The sequence below is a fragment of the Leptolyngbya sp. AN02str genome (assembly GCF_050565595.1).
Lineage (GTDB): Bacteria > Cyanobacteriota > Cyanobacteriia > Elainellales > Elainellaceae > Kaiparowitsia.
This window is the reverse complement of the sequence record NZ_JBNXVR010000015.1, coordinates 59,058-75,428: the sequence shown is the minus strand read 5'-3', so window position 1 is coordinate 75,428 and position 16,371 is coordinate 59,058. Positions and strand designations below refer to the sequence as shown.

The window sequence follows — 16,371 nt, the reverse complement described above, 5'->3', positions numbered from 1 at the left end:
ATCGTTTTGTCGTGACTAGTTATCGGCTTTGGGGCCAATCGGCACATCTTCAGTCGGGGAAGGAGAAGGCTCAGGCTCAATGGTCATCGTCACCTCATCGGCTGCAAGGTTGACGCTATAGCCAAAGGCGCGATCGCGATCGGGGCTATTGGTAACTACCACAATTTCATAAAAACCAGACTGGGGTAGGGTTCCAGACCATTGCGTATCCGACGAGTCTTCTAGCAATACTGGCACCTCCTGCGTGGGAACGGGTACATACAGGGACAGCAGGGTTGAGTCGGGTGGAGCCTGCACATTCATACGAAAGAGTTGCCCTTGTTGCATTTGAGCGATATAGACCATGCCTTCGCCCGCTGCTAAATCTCCGCCAACGGATGTGTTGAAGGCTCCCGGATCAAACTCAATCCGCTCCAACCGATCGCCCGCTTGCAACGACTGAAGCTGATCTAGCGCGATCGCCTGCCAAACCTGTCCAATTGGCTGATCAATAAAATCTTGCCCACGCCAATCGGGATACAGTTGGAAGAACCGTGCATCGGCCAGGTCATTGAGTGCACGGCTGCTCACATTTAGCCGATTCACGGCTTGCTTCCAAGACTCGCGATCGCTTGCCCCAAACTCGCCCATGCGGCGACGAGCCTCGGTGCTGAGCTGTTGTTCAAAGGTGTCGAGATATTGGCTGGCGATCGCATCCCATTCTTCTCGCCATCGGGCATCTTCCGGCCCATTTGTGAGGCTGCGTCCGTCTAGCTCTGGATGCTCTCGATGAAACGAGGCATCGGTTAACCGCACCAAAAAACTAGAGTTCACGCCCAACTCTTGTCGTCGCTGCCGCAGAACCTCTTTACGGGCTTGCTCGTCTGGTGGGTAAGGACTGGGGTCTGAATCCACTACGCCTTCTTCGCCTCGGGGCAGCCACAAACTGCGCGTGAGCCATGCCCCGGTGCCAACGGCACCTAACACAAACAGCACCAGCAGCGCCGATGCCCAACCCGCCCCCCCCGACTTGCGTTGGGCTGAAGGGACAGCCGCATTGGGATACACGACCGTTCCCATATTGGAAGCTGGCGGAACTGGGGCCTGGGTTTGGTAATTGGCGGTGGAATAGTTTGGCGGTGGATAATCGGGCGTGGAGGGTGGATAGGTGGGCGAAGGCGGATGATGCTGGAGCGGCAGCGGCGGAGTAAACGATTGCGGCAGTTGCTCTAGAGCCTGCATCACCTCAGTGGCCGATTGGTAGCGCGCCATCGGATTTGCCAACATCATGCGCTCTAGCACCAGCAAAAACGCCGGACTCACGGATACCCACTGCTGCCAAAGCCCTCGATCGGGGGGGCCAAGTTCGCCCGGTTCGCGCCCAGTGAGCAATACCAGCACCGTCATGGCCAGGGCGTACAGGTCGCTATGGGGAAACACTTTGCCCTGCTGCATTTGCTCTTCGGGGGCATAGCCGACTTTGCCAACGCGGGTAAGGTAGGCTGGCTCTGGCGCATAGGCCGATGCCACACTAGCCGCAATTAGCTTGATTCCACCAAAATCAATTAGAACGGGTAACTGATCGGATGATCGCTGAATCAAATTATCGGGAGCGATATCGCGGTGAATCACCCCCATGCTGTGGATGTAGTGCAGCACGGGCAGCAGATGCCGCATCAGCTCAGTCACTTCGGCTTCGGTAAAGGTGCGATCGCCATACCGACGCGATTCCAAAATTTGCCGATAGGTTGGCCCTTCCACATAGTCTTGGACTAAGAACAAGCGCGGCTGCTGCTCAAACGTGGTGCGAAACAACTCTCGAAACCGGGGAATTTGAGGATGCTGGAGTTGGTACAGCGCCCCAGCTTCACGCTCAAATAGCTCCTCGGCTTTTTGCAGCGCATGGCTACCCTGCACCTGAGGCGCAAATTCTTTGAGAACACAGAGTTCGTTAAAGCGGGTTAGATCTTCGGCCAAGTAGGTACGGCCAAAGCCACCATGGCCCAGCTGTCGCAAAATGCGATAGCGCTGACTCAGCGTATCGGTGGATGCGCCACCCAACAACACACCCTGCACTCTGGCTGGCCCATCCTCTTGGGCAGGCTGAAGCTTTTCGCCGCAGAGGTAGCAAAAGCGGCTACCTGCAACGTTTTGATGACCTTGGGTGCAGTAGAGTGACGACATGCGTGAACAACCTCTCCAATGGGCGAAACCCAGCTTTCACACTATAGCCATTCTGAGGTCTGTTTCAACGCTGTGGCAATTCTGGTTTTGGCAAACGAGCTAGCAGACGCCTAAGCTCCATCGTCCAGTCGGTCGAGCGCTTCCGCGACGGATAGTACGGGAATTAAGGGATTGGTAAAGGTGCGATCGCGCGTCACAATCGCATCCAATCCCTGGGTGATGGCACTTGCATTTTGGATTGCATCATCCAAATGGGCATTGGTAGAGGTCAGCGCCAACTCCAGGGCGGCACGGTTGACGGGGCAAATTTCCATCATGGCTAGCACCAGGGCGACGGCTTCTTTGGCACGATCGGTACTGTGGGTGTGCTTGAGGGCAATGGTAAAAATGTCCGATAGGGTGGAAGCCGTGACATAACCGACAATGAGTCCAGAACTAATGGCATCCACGAGGGCTTCGGCATCTCGCATAAAGGGATCGCGATGCAGCAAAAAATCAAGAATGATGGGGCTATCAATCAACAATCTCAAGTCAGGGTGCGCTCCATTTGGCGTTGGTTCAGCATATCTGCCACTTGGGCATCGGTTGGGGCTGGCTGGGCCGTCCGCAGCAAGCCTTTCATTTTGTGGACAAGGGTGCGGCGATCGCTACATTGATGGGGATCGCGCAGGGATTGCACAACCACCTGAACCAGCGCCATGCGATCGCTCACGGAAAGGTCGAGTACCTGAGTTTGCAATTCTTTAACGGACATGATGCAACTCCGCAAAACAGCATCAGCATTGTGCTGCTGTCAGGATTATGAACGCGATAGAGTGCTGAATCAACCCTTTGAAGATAGATTTAACGCCTCGGCAGGGCGATAGGTGCCCGCCTCACATACGCCCAAAATTTGGAATGCATCGCTGAACACCACCAAATTTGCCACATAGCCAGGGGCGATCGCCCCCAATTCATCCTCCATGGCGATCGCTCGGGCGGGATAGGTCGAGGCCATGCGCAGTGCCTCATCTAACGGAATGCCGGCTTGCTGAACTCCGTTGGCGACGGCTTCAATCATGGTGAGGGCCGAGCCACCCAGCGTGCCATCTGCCGATATGCACTTGCCGTCGCGATAAAACACCTGTTGCCCGCCAATCGCAAACGAGTCTAGATTGGTACCCACCGGCGGTGTGGCATCGGTCACAAAGAAGAGGCGATCGCCCAGAATGTGCTTTGCCAGGGCAATCGAAGCGAAGTGGACATGGTGCCCATCCGCAATGATCCCCGCCGTCACCTTGGGATGGTGAAACACGGCTCCCACCACACCAGGGCTGCGACCCTGCCAAGGAGTCATCGCATTAAACAGATGGGTCGCCATACTCACGCCTGCATCAAACATGGCGATCGCCTGCTCATAGGTCGCGTGGCTGTGCCCCATGGATATGACGATCCCTGCTTCTATCAACTCCTGAATGTCGTCGGGCTGAGCCAGCTCTGCAGCCATGGTTACCAGCTTCACCGTGCCGCGCCCGTATTGAGCGATTTTGTGCAGCATGGCTGCATCTACTGGACGCACATCGTCTCCGTTGTGGATGCCTTTGCGAATGGGGTTGAGATAAGGCCCTTCTAAATGCAGACCCAACACTTGATAGGGATGCTGCTGGCGGTACTGTTGCACCAAGTCCATCGCTGCCAGCATTTCTTCATCGGATGCGGTAATGAGGGTGGGCAAGTAGCTGGTGGTTCCCGACTGGAGGTTGGTGCGATGCATGATGTCGAGGGTTTCTGGGGCGATCGCATCGTTGAACATAACGCCACCACAGCCATTTAGCTGCAAATCCACAAAGCCAGGAGCCACATGAGCACCACCCACATCCACGGCTGGGTACGTGCTGGGCACGTTTGCAGTCGGCAGCACCTCTACAATGCGATCGCCCTCCATCAGCACGGCATGGTTTTGCAGTACGCGTTGGCTGGTGTACACCGTGGCATTGGTGAGCGCAAACATGGCGATCGCATTCAAAAAACTACGATTCCGACGTTAGCATTCTTTGCTAGCGAAACCACGCACAGACGGAATGATCAGCGGCGCAAGTCTCCATACAGGTGCTAAAAACAAAGCACCTCGTCTGCATGGGAACAGATGAGGTGCTCGGAAAATGATGGACTGGCTAGCAAGCAACCAGACTAGGAGGCAAGTGCCACCTCGACCATTTGCTGGAGTTCACCCTTTTGGTACAGCTCAATCATGATGTCGGAACCGCCAATGAATTCGCCATTCACATACACCTGGGGAATGGTGGGCCAACCCGAATATTCCTTGATACCCTGGCGGACTTCTTCATCCGACAGCACGTCAAACGTTTGGAAGGGAACGCCCAACATGTTGAGGATTTGCACCACATTGTTGGAGAACCCACACATAGGCATCAGCTTTGTGCCTTTCATGAACACAACAATCTTGTCGTTGTTGATAATGTCGTCGATGCGTTGCTTTAACTCTGGAGTCATTGCACTGTCCTACAACTAAGTAACTAAACCTTACCGATCTATCGAATGGGTCAACGAACTGAACCCATGATCATCACGTTTGTTCACGGCCTTCACGATTTAGCGTGTAAACAGCCGACTGGATAAACAGCCAACTGGATAAACAGCCAAATAAACCAAAACAATTAGGCTTTTTGCCCTGCTTCAACCCAGGCTTGGGGCGTATAGGTTTTGAGCGATAGGGCGTGAATTGCTTCAGAAGACATTGCTTGGTTTACCGCTTTGTAAACCATTTGGTGCTGCTGAATCAAGCTTTTTCCTTCAAACAAAGAAGAAACAATGACGGCTTGATAATGGTCGCCACCACCTGTGAGGTCTTGAATTTGCACTTCGGCATCGGGCAATCCCGCTTTAATCATGGCCTCAACTTGACTCGGGCTAATCATGCCACCTCCAGAAACAATTCCCCTATTGCCCAGTGTAGTTGCTTCGCATCGAATTCGGATATGGCGATTGGGCGATCGCGCATTCCGGGTAATTTGCACATTTCGCTGCATGCTATGCATGATCGGCGATCGCGCAAGTTTAGTGCTAGTTGGGCACGTTGGCAGGTGGCGTTGCGCCCGTATCCTGCGTGCGTGGATAGGCCGAATCTACAAAACCCAGCTCAAAGAGCTGACGATAAGCCCGCTGGCCCAAGTCGCGGGTGGGCTGCTGGCTGCGCACAATTTGAATCAGTAGAGGGACAGCCAATTCGGGCTGGTTTTGAGCCCGGTGCACCAGCGCCAGCTGGTAGGTGGCCTCATCGCGCAGTTGCGCTGTATCAAAGGCTTGCCGACGCAGGCTATCGGCAATGCGATTGTCTACTCCGGTAAAGCTGTTGAACAGGTCTTGATAAAAGTTGGTGAGCTGATTGAACAGCTGACGAGCCTCTTGTAGCTTACGGGTGGCCTCGCCATAGTTTTGTCCGTTAAATGCTTGAGTGGCTTCGTCGATGAGTCGGCGTCCGGCGGCGATGCTGAGGAGGGTGTTCGCTTCCGATAGCGGACGAATGTCATCGCTACTGGGCAACTCTTCTAGAGTGTCACCCGAAGTGGGCAAGTCAGGCACCTGAGCCACGGCGCTACCCGCAAATAGTGCGGCAGCGGGCAGCGACAACAAACCGATCAGGGAAACAAAGCGAACAAATTTTGGGTTCAGCATGAAAGGGGTTGGCTATGTCGTTGAAGGACAGTGGACAGGTGGCAAAACATTGAGGCCGGTTTATTCAGCCTTAAATCTTATCACCTAATGCATGCAGGTTTTGGCAAGACCTGCTCAAGGCCTTGCTTGGTAAGGGTTTTACCCAACCTGCTAATGCTATTGAGACGCGGCAAATTGCGAGAAGGTTCCTGTTGCGTAGGCGGGTGCAGTTGCCCAATGAGCGCTGGTACATGGCAGGGTGCGATCGCATTTTGAATCGCATTTTGAAGGGATTGACACAATTTCGTAACGTCCGAAAAATTTGCGATTACTATGGATGGGTCTTGATGCTGCGGAACACGTGCCATGACTGCTTTTGACCCAAATCAACCGTCAAACCCAACGCCATCGCAGGGGGGAGTTCTGCCTGAGCAAGAGGGGCTGATTTTGCAGCGGGGCGGCGAGGAGTTGCGGTTAACCAAGGTGCGCGATCGCTTGACGGTGCGGCTAGTTCCCGAGGCATCGGTGGAAGCGTTGGCCAACCATGTGGGTGCTCTATCGGCCATGGCGATCGCCACGGTGAATTTGGTGGAGCTGCGGGTCGAGCCAAGCCAGCTTGAGTCGGCCATGCAAGCGGCGCGGAGTGCTACCTCGGTCGTGTTTGCCAGTCACGTATACGCCATGGAAAACAGTCCCGAAACCTTGGTATATCTGACCAATGAGCTGACGGTGCAGTTTGGCAGTTCGGTCGAAATGGAGACGATTCGGGCGATCGCCACCTCCCTGGGCATTCGCGGCATTAAACCTGTGGCAGGCATTGCTCAAACCTTTGTCTTTGAGCTGACGCAGTTTGCCACGGCCAACCCCATCAAATTGGCCAACCAACTTATGCGCATGCCCGAAGTTTTGGTGGCCGAACCCAATGTGGTGATTCAGGCACAGCCGTTGTATCGGCCTACCGATTCGGAATACGGTCGCCAGTGGTATCTCAGCAATACGGGTGGTGTGCAAATTGTGCAGTCTGCCCACATTTCGGCTGAAGCGGCATGGGATGTGACTCGGGGCGTGCGATCGATTGTGGTGGCGATTACGGATGATGGGGTTGACCTGAACCATCCCGACTTTCAGGGCAAGGGCAAGATTGTGGCTCCCCGCGACCTCAAGCGCAATGACGTTCTACCCATGCCCGAAGAAGCCCACGAGAACCATGGCACCGCCTGCGCGGGTGTGGCCGTGGCCGAAGAAAACACGGTTGGCATTGTGGGGGTGGCTCCGGGCTGTAGCCTGATGCCGATCCGCACGACGGGCTATTTGGATGATCAGGCAATTGAGGACTTGTTTAACTGGGCGATCGACAAGGGAGCCGCTGTGATTTCCTGCAGTTGGGGGCCTAGTGCGGTGTACTTCTCTCTCTCGCTGCGGCAGCGAGCCGTGATGACTCGGGCGGCAACTCAAGGGCGCAATGGCAAAGGCTGCGTCATTGTGTTTTCTGCAGGGAATGCCAACCGCCCGGTGAGCGGCACGGTCAATGAGCGGGGCTGGCAGGGCGATGTGCTGAAGGGCAATACCAACTGGCTGAATGGGTATGCCGTGCATCCCGATGTGATTACGGTATCGGCCAGCACCAGCCTGGGCAAAAAGGCGGCCTACAGCAACTGGGGCGATGCGATTTCGGTATGTGCCCCTAGTAATAACGCACCACCGGGAGTTTGGCTGCCACAGACGGGTTATGTCTTCACGGCTCCCCAAATTCAGGGCAGCTTGGCCGGGCAGGGTGTGGTGACAAGCGATCGCCTGGGTTCTACAGGCTATGGCCCTGGCGACTACACCAATACCTTTGGGGGAACGTCGAGTTCTTGCCCGGTGGTGGCTGGGATTGCCGGATTAATTTTGTCGGTCAATCCATTTTTGACCGCCCGTGATGTAAAGCAAATTTTGCAGAACACCGCCGACAAAATTGTAGATACCGATGCCGATCCCCAATTGGGAAATCGCTTTGGAACGTATAATGCTAACGGGCATTCTCGCTGGTTTGGCTATGGCAAAGTCAATGCCGCAAAAGCGGTTCAGGCTGCGCGCGATCGCCTTCCCGTTGCGGCGGCTCCAACACGCTGGGTCACCTTGCAAAACATAACACCAACCACAATTCCTGACTTTAACCTGGGTGGCGCAACCAGCCTGATTCAGGTTTTGGAGACGGCACCACTTCGAGATTTGCGGCTTACCCTCGACGTGGAACATCAATATTTAGGCGATCTGGAAATTACCTTGCTGCCCCTATCGGCGGACCCGGTTTTGTTGCAAAGCCGCACGTTGGGACGCGCCACCCGCCTGCAAACCACCTACACGCTAAAGACCACGCCTATGCTGCGGCAGCTGCTCAACCAGTCTCCACGAGGCACCTGGCAACTGCGGTTGATTGATTATTCGCCCTCACACACGGGACGGCTACTGAGCTGGCAATTGAGCTTAGGGCTGTAAGGCAACAAAAAACACAGAAATTCTCAAGATTTTCTCAACGCTTTTCGACCGTTGGGAGGGTGTTAGCCGGGTAGCGGTACGGTACCCTAGTAATTAGCATCTTTAACTGTTTAAGGAGAGTGTCCTATCGTTACAACACCAAAACAACTGGTAAATCGCCAAATTCGTTCGCCACAGGTTCTGCTGATTGATCACGAGGGCAACAATCAAGGATTGATCAACACTCGTGATGCGTTGCAGCAGGCTATGGATGTTGGCCTTGATCTGGTCGTCGTCTCTGAGGGGAAAGATACGCCCGTTGCTAAGATCCTCGACTTCGGCAAGTATCAGTACCAGCAAAAGAAACGCCAAAAGCAAAGTGCACGCCCTAGCGTGAAGGAAGTTAAGCTACGCCCTAATGTAAGCGATGCCGATTATGAAGTGCGCATCGACCATGCTATTAAGTGGCTGGAGAAGGGTGATTCGGTTAAGTTTCAGGTACGGCTACGTGGACGAGAACACCAGCATCGTGAGCGGGCAACGGAGTTGCTAGAGCGGGTTGTAACCGATCTTGGCAGTGCTGGTAAGGTGCAATCGTTTGACCGACAAGCGCTTGTTTTGCAACTGTCTCCCGGTTGAGCGATCGCCCGTGAGGTTTCTGGCTAACGATTTGCTAATGATTTTGTAGATCACAATTTTCGATATTCAATAACCCCTTTGAATGGTGAGCATTCTGAGGGGTTGTTTTCATTGAAGCAAACGTGGGTGTTGCGGCTTATCCAGCCCTGTACACTACCTTAGGTTCCGAAAATCGGGTGGAATATTGACAGAAGAGAGACCTGCGATCGCCCTCAAATTTTGGCACCGCAGCAATTCCACAAAATCCAGACCAAAGCGATTCTCAATTTTTGCTACTGCTTCAATGGCACCCAGCAAGTGACGGGCTGCGTCCTGTTCACCATAGCCACGCTGCTGAGCAAAGCTAACCGCCGCCTCATCTGCCTGCATCTCTTGCTGTGAGCTGCGGCTATCTTGCCAGATGCGCCAGCCCGCCCAGCCCATCAGCGAAGTTCCCGTGACAACGCCAACTACATCGCCTTGCACCAATTCCACCAGCGACCCGACCAAGCCTGCCGCCAATACCCCCCGCGACAGGTCAAACTTGAGCCAGCGGGCAGTATTAAGCCAACACACTGTCCGCAGCAGCAGCAAGTCACGCTGGGGCCGCGTCAAATCAGCCCACAGGTCAAAATTAATACGAATGGGGCGGCTCTTGCTCCAGGGCAAGGGCAAATCCGCTGCAATGACTTGAGGTTGCTCAGATCGGCTTTGCAGCTTGCAATACATGCGCCCTGATGCTGGCATTAAGTCGATGAGATGGGCAATTTCAGCGTCTTGGTTCATAGCGGTGGGCTAGGGGTTAGGGGTTAGGTGCTAGGGGTTAGAGGGTAGAAATTTTGTGGGAAAAGTATTGATTGGGATTGCCTGTGAGTTGGAATTATGGCTCACCAAGTCCAAATTCTCAACCTCTCGTACGCTGTCGTCACGCAGTTCTTGATAGGTTTCACACTATCAAAACTCCAATCAATCAATTTTTTTCGAGATTACAAAACCTCGAAAAAATTACTGTGATGAACTACGAGTCTCTAGCCCCTAAATCCTAAATCCTAGCCCCTAAATCCTAATCCCTAAACCCTCGCTCCTATAGCTCGATGTTGAAAAAGCGCTCGACGCAGCGAATAAACATTTCTACGCCCATACCTAATGCGGTTTCATCAAAGTCGAAGCGGGGGTGATGGTGGGGATAGGCCAACCCTTTATCCACATTGGCGGAACCCAGGAAGAAGTAGCAGCCAGGAACTTCTTGAAGGAAGAAGGACATGTCTTCGCCACCCATGGTTTGGCATTCGGGCACCACACCTAGGGGCGTTTCCAGTACGTCTTCGGCAACGGAGCGCACGAGGTTGGCGATCGCCTCGTCATTAATAACGGGTGGATACAGTTTGTGATAGTCGAGATGGTAGGTGGCTCCGTGGGCTTGGCAAATTCCGCCCACAATTTGGTGAAAGCGAGTTTCAAAAAAGTCAGTAAAAGTGGGATCGAAGTATCGAATGGTGCCTGTGAGGTGGGCCGAATCGGCAATCACATTGTTGGCTTTTCCTGCATGAAAGCTAGCGACCGTCACCACGGCAGACTTTACAGGATCGACGTTGCGGGCCACAATCGTTTGCAATGCGGTCACAATTTGGGATGCGACAACAATGGAATCGACCGTTTGATGCGGTAGAGCGCCATGGCCCCCTTTACCTTGAATCGTAAGATCGAATAATTCGACAGCGGCCATCAGTGCGCCCGATCGCACCCCAATGGAACCCAGCGGCATGTTGTTCCACAAATGTAGGCCAATGATGGCATCTACATCGGGATTTTTGAGTGCGCCTGCTTCGATCATAGGTTTGGCTCCACCGGGGCCTTCTTCCGCAGGCTGAAAAATAAATTTAATGATGCCGGGGAGTTGTTCGGCGCGTTGGGAGAGGTAGTAAGCCGCACCCAGAGCGATCGCCACATGACCATCGTGACCACAGGCATGCATTTTGCCTTCGTGCTGCGACTTGTAGGGCACCTCGTTGGCTTCTTGGATGGGCAGCGCATCCATATCTGCCCGAATGGCAAACACCTGCCCTGGCCGACCACCCTGAATGGTTGCAACAACGCCCGTGCCTGCAACCTCTGCCTGATACTCAATGCCCCATTCCGTCAACTTTTGCACGATAAAAGCTGAGGTTAGGGTTTCGTTGAAGGCAAGCTCTGGCCGTTGATGCAGGTTGCGTCGCCATGCGACGAGCTGCGGCTGGAGCGATCGCACCGCTAGGCGAATGCGAGAAGCTTCGATGGGCAACGGCTTAAGAGTAGTCGCTAGCATGAGGATTTGTAAAAGGGTGGATTGACGAGTACGGGGGTTGCCCGTGTCTCTAGCCTACACTCCAAAATCCCAAGGCTCGATACCCCCGATCGAGTGAAGCTGTGCACCAAACCTGGATTCTACTGCCTGCTTAGTGCTTCGTTTGTAAATACTCAAACACGCTTTTATCGCCAATATCGGAAGCGGCGGGTTGGCTAAACTTGCGAATCGCAAAAATGAGCATCAACACAGCCCAAATTCCCAACAGCACTTGCTCGGCTAGGATGGGAAGCCAGCCCACCAGGTGCCCCAACAGCAAAAATGGGACAAGCGGGGTTAGCACTTTTGTCTCTAACCGATTAAAGCAGAAGGCTTCTTTGAAATAGATGCCAGTTAATGCTGCAAAAGTAAACCCAACACCAAACAAGGCTGGCAAAGACTCGTATACCGTCTGCACAAAGGGCTGTGGGTCGAGATGCGCGGCAGCGATCGCCCCTACAACACCCACCACCCAAAACAGTTGCAGCGTGCGGTGTAGTGCCGCCATATAAATGTGAATCGTCCACAACGCCACTCCCAGCGCCGCTACAAATACGGTGTACAACGGTGTAATGAAGCGTAGCGTTGTTGGATCAGCACCTTGCCACAATGCCAAACCACTTCCCATCGCAAAAGCGATCGCCGCCACCAGCAGCGCCACCCGATATACCAACACTCCTTGGCGATCGCGATCGGTAATCGTGTATTCGCCAAACTGCCCTTGAAACACAACAGGCTGGTGTACGACCGATTGACTCATGGCATTCATCCTACCGCTACGATTCCAGCATAAAAGGAATTTCTCTATTCGATCGGTTATTGCAACAATCAGATTTGCTTTTTCTACCTTTTGGCGATGGCTATCTCAACCTTGAGAGCAGTGTAAATCAATAAACCCTATGTAAAAGTAATGACAGTTTGAAACCACTTCCATTTGACGAGAATACATGCAAGGTTTAATCCTGCATTGATGCGATCGGCGACTCAAATGTGAAGCCGTTTCTTTATTAAAAATGTGCAGGTGAGTGAATTATGGCAGATCAAACTTACAACAAAAATCTTCCTGAAATTGATCCCACAGAAGTGGAAGATTCTCGCATCCTCCCTGCGAACCAGCATCACTCCTTTTTGGAGAAAGTGATGAATGAAGCTGGACTAGCTGACTTGTATGATGCACGCGATATTACTGAAGTCGTTTTTCGTACGATGCGCGACATGATGACGAATGAAGCCGTGGAAAATGTCGCAGACGAATTGCACTCTCCCCTAATGGAAGAGAACGATGATAGAACGCTCTATGCAGCAACACCTTTGGCCACCGAAGTCGAAGATTTGTGGGAAGATACGAACCCTGTTGTTCACTTTTTGAGTAAGGTTCGCCCTGCCCTTAAGATTAAGGATTCCACGTTCCTGTTTCGCGTTAAACAGGAGGCAGGAGTGCCCGATATGGAAGCAGAGCGCGCTGTAAAAGCAGTGTTTTCAGCAACGAAAGAGCAGCTATCTCCTGAACGGGTTGAAGAAATTGCTGAGTTCCTGCCGGGCAAGGTTCTAGAACTGTGGGAACAAGCCTAATCTTTTATCAACGTCTTTAGTTTTAATTAGCCTTCAGAGTGAGCGTTAGGCTGTACGAAGTTAAACTTTGTACGGCCTCTTTTTTTGCTTTAGTTTTGTTGATATGTAGAAGATTGCATGTAGTTGAAACTAAACCTAACCACCAATTTCGAGATAGCAAAAACCTTTTCATCAGGGAAAAACTGAGCTACAACCAAGAAAAATAGAAGCGCTCAGCAGTACATTCACCAGGAGATCGCACGATGGAGCCAATTACAGCAGGGGTCATCATGGGGCTAATCGTGACCAAGTTTGTGGAAGGGGCTGTTGGCAAGGGAGCAGAAAAGCTTACGGAAGATTTGTGGAGTGCTATCAAGAAGCAGTTTAAGGGACGAGAGCCTGCGGAAAAGGCGATCGCCACGGTTGAAGCAGCGCCCAATCCCGCCATTGCCAAGGCCGAAGCCGACAAGCTAACCAAAGTGCTGGATGCAGAAATGGTTATGGATGATAAGTTTGCGGCTGAGGTACAGCAGATGGCGCAGCAGATTCTCAACCTCGACCAATCGCAACGGCAAGAGCAGGTGATCATGAACCAGCAAAACTACGACCAAGCCAAGGGATACCAAATCAAAGCCGATCGCATCGATCGCATTGGCGATGACTACAGCAAGTAGCTTACTTGGCAAATTCTCCTAATTTGAAGAATAATGGGCCAATTTGCAAAACCTAACGTTGACTCGATGCGTGCAGCGATCGATACCGTGCAGCCGATCCATATTCACGAACAAATTGCAGGCAAATGTGTAGCGCGATCGCCTACCCATAAATGCAGAAAGGCCAATGTGCAACCCAATGACCCACCCGCGAATAAATTGCGGGCTAACAAAAGGAAGCCCACTAAAGGGACTAAACCGTTGACCCAACCCCCCACAGTCCACTTCAGTGGACTTACCATACTAGCCCGCAATTCATTCGCGGGCGAACTAGATGGATGAGCGAAAACCTATGTGGGCGTAGACAAACCAGATAGACGAGGGAAAACTTAGGTGGGCGCAGGCGAACTAGATGGATGAGGGAAAGCCTACGTGGGCGAAGTAAATGGAGTATCAAACAACACTGAATCAGCCCGTTTTTGAATTAGCATCACCGCGACCTTAATGCAGCGTTTGGCAAATGGAGCAAACCAACCACGGCGGCAAAAACAATCAAATTAATGCCAACACGATTGGACAAATCGGTGATACCTACACAGGCCGCATCGAAATTCGCTATGCGCTGCCCGCCACCGCCACCGATACGCCGCCCAAAGTGGGAAGCAATACGGTGTATCGTGCCAAGCCGGTTGCCCAACTGAACCAGTGGCACGAGCAAAAGCAGCCCTTAATGGGCATTGTGGCCAGTAGTGGCTTTGGCAAATCGGTAATTACCGCCACGGTATTTCAGCATTGGAAAACTGCTTCGACTTATCAAAAAGCGCTGTGGATTCAGCTCAAAGAGCCAACACCATTTAGCGGGATTGCGGCGTGGATTTTGCAGGAAATCAACTTTCTGGTGCCGCCCGAATTTACATCCAGTCAGCTCCGGGAAGAACTGCGGCGACGGCTGTGTGCAACCCCATGCCTGCTGGTGCTGGATCAGCTAGAGACGGTGCAAGCCAGCAACCATTGGCAGGAGTACGAGGATTTTCTTCAGCACTGGGTGGAGCATGGCAGCAACAGCACCCTATTGCTCACCAGCCAGCAACAGGCCAGTTTGCCTGGAACCTGGTTGCCGCTGGGTGGCCTCACCATTGCCGAGGCCCAAGAGCTACTGGCAACCCAGTTGGATGCCACCGAACAGATTGCGGATTTGGTGACGCTGACTCAGGGACACCCGCTATTGCTCAACCTGGCGGCCAACTGGGTGACCCATGCCAAGGGTGAATTTGCTCGGCTCACGGCTTCGGACTTGGACTTTTTTCGGGGTTTGTTTGGCAACTATGCTGGGAACCCCCAGGCTCAGGTGGGCGAAATTTTTGCGGTGGTGTTTGGGCAGTTGCCGCCACACCTGCAAACCATGCTGCAACGGGTGAGTGTGTATCGCCAAGCCTTTGGGCTGGCAGCCGCCCAGGCCATGGTGCCCGAAAATCCCATTACCGAAGCAGACCTGCACACCCTCACCCAGCAGGGCTTTTTGCTCACCACCACCGAAGGCAACTGGACGCTGCACAGCCTGGTGCAACACCTGGTACAGGATGCACTTAAGCAAACCGGGGGCACCCAAACCGCCCACGAACTTGCCATTGCCTACTTTGCCAACAACCGCATTCCTAAAAAGCAAACTCTGGAAGACTGCCGTGCTGAGCTAGAGGAATGCCATCATCGGTGTGAACTAAGCCAGTATCACCCGGCGTATCAGGTTATTGATTCTTGTGATGATTTTTTGGATCGACGCGGTTATTGGCAGGAACGACTGCTCGTTTATGAGCGACTGACTCGGAAATGGCAAGCAAACAGTTCCCCTTCTGGCGAGGAACAACAAGACCTTGCATGGGCACTTACACGGTTAGGGAATAACTATAAATCTCTTGGCTTTGTACAACAGGCGATCGGTGTACACACCCAATCGCACCAGTTATTTTTGAACATGAAATATCGCTATGGAGAGGCTGCTTCTCTTAATAATTTAGGCGATGCCCACCGTTCTTTAGGAAACTATCAGCAGGCAATTAACTTCCTACAACAATCCTTATCTATTGCACGAGAAATTGGCAATCGCCGTGGAGAAGCCGCTTCTTTCGGTAATCTAGGTACTGCCTATAACCTTTTAGGGAACTATCAGCAGTCGATCTATTGCTTTCAGCAGTCCTTAGCCATGCAACAGGAAATTGGTGATCGCCACGGAGAAGCCACTTCTCTCAATAATTTAGGCAATGTCCACCGTTCTTTAGAGGACTATCAGCAGGCTATCGACTTCCTTCAACGATCCTTAGCTATTGCGCAAGAAATTGGCGATCGCAGCAGGGAAGTCCACGCTCTCGGTAATTTAGGCGCTACGTACAACTCTTTAGAGGATTATCAGCAGGCGATCGCTTTCCTACAGCAGTCTTTGGCTATTGCACAAGAAATTGGCGATCGCGACGGAGAATCCGCTTGTCTCAACAATTTAGGTACTGCCTACAAATATTTAGGGGACTATCAACAGGCAATTGGCTCCCTACAGCAATCGGTAGCTATTGCACAAGAGATTGACAATCGCGACGGAGAAGGGATGTCGCTCTTTAATTTAGGGGTTGCATTTGGGGAAGTTGATGATCCTTGGAAAGCGAAACAACATTTTGAGCAAGCACTGGCAGTTTACGAAGACCTCAAACTCGATTACATGATTGAAAAGTGCAAAGCTGCAATTCGAAAGTTTAATCAGATCATCGCTGCTGAACGTAGGGTAGCTCCCTCAATTGGCCCTGCACCAGTGTCCAAAACATCCGATGATTGGTGGGAGAAATCGCTGCCGACTGCTCCTACCCGTTCTTCTCAGCGTCAATCTACTCCGCTCTGGGTGTACTTTCTGATTGGTTTAGCCATCGTGCTGCTCATCTGGTGGTTAACAGCCTAAGCGGGCAA

Annotated in this window: 15 protein-coding genes; 5 read left to right on the top strand and 10 right to left on the bottom strand. The window is 52.6% G+C overall.

The features are described 5' to 3' along the window. Positions 1-15: 15 nt before the first annotated feature. The 7 genes from ACQ4M4_RS13585 to ACQ4M4_RS13555 all read right to left on the bottom strand — a co-directional run bounded on the left by ACQ4M4_RS13585 (position 16) and on the right by ACQ4M4_RS13555 (position 5,838). Positions 16-2,163: a protein kinase domain-containing protein gene (locus ACQ4M4_RS13585; RefSeq protein ID WP_430685029.1), complete on the bottom strand. Its 2,148-nt coding sequence runs from the start codon at positions 2,161-2,163 to the stop codon at positions 16-18. 110 nt (positions 2,164-2,273) lie between these two features. Continuing rightward, positions 2,274-2,693: a type II toxin-antitoxin system VapC family toxin gene (locus ACQ4M4_RS13580; protein ID WP_430685028.1), complete on the bottom strand. Its 420-nt coding sequence runs from the start codon at positions 2,691-2,693 to the stop codon at positions 2,274-2,276. Continuing rightward, positions 2,690-2,917: a hypothetical protein gene (locus ACQ4M4_RS13575; protein ID WP_430685027.1), complete on the bottom strand. Its 228-nt coding sequence runs from the start codon at positions 2,915-2,917 to the stop codon at positions 2,690-2,692. The genes ACQ4M4_RS13580 and ACQ4M4_RS13575 overlap by 4 nt, the downstream gene beginning before the upstream one ends. A gap of 69 nt (positions 2,918-2,986) precedes the next feature. Further along, the gene (gene nagA / locus ACQ4M4_RS13570) at positions 2,987-4,153 is read right to left on the bottom strand and encodes an N-acetylglucosamine-6-phosphate deacetylase (RefSeq protein WP_430685026.1); all 1,167 of its coding nucleotides are present in this window, start codon (positions 4,151-4,153) and stop codon (positions 2,987-2,989) included. Between the two features lie 179 nt (positions 4,154-4,332). Further along, positions 4,333-4,656 (bottom strand): Grx4 family monothiol glutaredoxin, encoded by a 324-nt coding sequence (grxD, locus tag ACQ4M4_RS13565; protein ID WP_430685025.1) that lies wholly within the window; start codon positions 4,654-4,656, stop codon positions 4,333-4,335. A 164-nt stretch (positions 4,657-4,820) separates the two neighbouring features. Beyond that, complete coding sequence (locus tag ACQ4M4_RS13560; RefSeq protein ID WP_430685024.1) at positions 4,821-5,201, bottom strand: BolA family protein; 381 nt, start codon at positions 5,199-5,201, stop codon at positions 4,821-4,823. Positions 5,202-5,226: 25 nt separating this feature from the next. Further along, entirely contained in the window at positions 5,227-5,838 is a 612-nt protein-coding gene (locus ACQ4M4_RS13555) for a hypothetical protein (protein WP_430685023.1), read from the bottom strand. A 345-nt stretch (positions 5,839-6,183) separates the two neighbouring features. Between ACQ4M4_RS13555 and ACQ4M4_RS13550 the strand changes: the two genes are divergently transcribed. Beyond that, positions 6,184-8,298 carry a S8 family serine peptidase gene (locus tag ACQ4M4_RS13550; RefSeq protein WP_430685022.1) on the top strand — a complete coding sequence of 705 codons (2,115 nt, stop codon included), beginning with the start codon at positions 6,184-6,186 and terminating at the stop codon, positions 8,296-8,298. 126 nt (positions 8,299-8,424) lie between these two features. Beyond that, a complete protein-coding gene (gene infC / locus ACQ4M4_RS13545) occupies positions 8,425-8,916 on the top strand; it encodes a translation initiation factor IF-3 (RefSeq protein WP_430685076.1) in 492 nt (163 codons plus the stop codon). 153 nt (positions 8,917-9,069) lie between these two features. Here infC and ACQ4M4_RS13540 read toward each other — a convergent pair whose 3' ends face one another. The 3 genes from ACQ4M4_RS13540 to ACQ4M4_RS13530 all read right to left on the bottom strand — a co-directional run bounded on the left by ACQ4M4_RS13540 (position 9,070) and on the right by ACQ4M4_RS13530 (position 11,978). After that, positions 9,070-9,681, bottom strand: coding sequence for a DUF3318 domain-containing protein (locus tag ACQ4M4_RS13540; protein ID WP_430685021.1), 612 nt, complete (start codon positions 9,679-9,681; stop codon positions 9,070-9,072). Positions 9,682-9,979: 298 nt separating this feature from the next. Next, positions 9,980-11,200, bottom strand: a complete 1,221-nt coding sequence (locus tag ACQ4M4_RS13535; RefSeq protein WP_430685020.1) for a M20 metallopeptidase family protein — start codon at positions 11,198-11,200, stop codon at positions 9,980-9,982. A gap of 130 nt (positions 11,201-11,330) precedes the next feature. Beyond that, complete coding sequence (locus tag ACQ4M4_RS13530) at positions 11,331-11,978, bottom strand: DUF2301 domain-containing membrane protein (protein ID WP_430685019.1); 648 nt, start codon at positions 11,976-11,978, stop codon at positions 11,331-11,333. Between the two features lie 272 nt (positions 11,979-12,250). On the opposite strand from ACQ4M4_RS13530, the gene ACQ4M4_RS13525 reads away from it, so the two are divergent. The 3 genes from ACQ4M4_RS13525 to ACQ4M4_RS13515 all read left to right on the top strand — a co-directional run bounded on the left by ACQ4M4_RS13525 (position 12,251) and on the right by ACQ4M4_RS13515 (position 16,363). Further along, positions 12,251-12,790 (top strand): DUF2267 domain-containing protein, encoded by a 540-nt coding sequence (locus ACQ4M4_RS13525; RefSeq protein WP_430685018.1) that lies wholly within the window; start codon positions 12,251-12,253, stop codon positions 12,788-12,790. A 242-nt stretch (positions 12,791-13,032) separates the two neighbouring features. After that, complete coding sequence (locus tag ACQ4M4_RS13520; RefSeq protein ID WP_430685017.1) at positions 13,033-13,443, top strand: hypothetical protein; 411 nt, start codon at positions 13,033-13,035, stop codon at positions 13,441-13,443. Between the two features lie 499 nt (positions 13,444-13,942). Next, positions 13,943-16,363: a tetratricopeptide repeat protein gene (locus ACQ4M4_RS13515; protein WP_430685016.1), complete on the top strand. Its 2,421-nt coding sequence runs from the start codon at positions 13,943-13,945 to the stop codon at positions 16,361-16,363. The last annotated feature ends 8 nt before the right edge of the window (positions 16,364-16,371 follow it).

Bases quoted from the DNA above. Each gene is read 5' to 3' on its own strand.
- ACQ4M4_RS13585 (WP_430685029.1), bottom strand. From the start codon at position 2,163: ATGTCGTCACTCTACTGCACCCAAGGTCATCAAAACGTTGCAGGTAGC.
- ACQ4M4_RS13575 (WP_430685027.1), bottom strand. From the start codon at position 2,917: ATGTCCGTTAAAGAATTGCAAACTCAGGTACTCGACCTTTCCGTGAGC.
- nagA (WP_430685026.1), bottom strand. From the start codon at position 4,153: ATGTTTGCGCTCACCAATGCCACGGTGTACACCAGCCAACGCGTACTG.
- grxD (WP_430685025.1), bottom strand. From the start codon at position 4,656: ATGACTCCAGAGTTAAAGCAACGCATCGACGACATTATCAACAACGAC.
- ACQ4M4_RS13560 (WP_430685024.1), bottom strand. From the start codon at position 5,201: ATGCATAGCATGCAGCGAAATGTGCAAATTACCCGGAATGCGCGATCG.
- ACQ4M4_RS13555 (WP_430685023.1), bottom strand. From the start codon at position 5,838: ATGCTGAACCCAAAATTTGTTCGCTTTGTTTCCCTGATCGGTTTGTTG.
- ACQ4M4_RS13550 (WP_430685022.1), top strand. From the start codon at position 6,184: ATGACTGCTTTTGACCCAAATCAACCGTCAAACCCAACGCCATCGCAG.
- ACQ4M4_RS13540 (WP_430685021.1), bottom strand. From the start codon at position 9,681: ATGAACCAAGACGCTGAAATTGCCCATCTCATCGACTTAATGCCAGCA.
- ACQ4M4_RS13535 (WP_430685020.1), bottom strand. From the start codon at position 11,200: ATGCTAGCGACTACTCTTAAGCCGTTGCCCATCGAAGCTTCTCGCATT.
- ACQ4M4_RS13530 (WP_430685019.1), bottom strand. From the start codon at position 11,978: ATGAGTCAATCGGTCGTACACCAGCCTGTTGTGTTTCAAGGGCAGTTT.
- ACQ4M4_RS13525 (WP_430685018.1), top strand. From the start codon at position 12,251: ATGGCAGATCAAACTTACAACAAAAATCTTCCTGAAATTGATCCCACA.
- ACQ4M4_RS13520 (WP_430685017.1), top strand. From the start codon at position 13,033: ATGGAGCCAATTACAGCAGGGGTCATCATGGGGCTAATCGTGACCAAG.
- ACQ4M4_RS13515 (WP_430685016.1), top strand. From the start codon at position 13,943: ATGGAGCAAACCAACCACGGCGGCAAAAACAATCAAATTAATGCCAAC.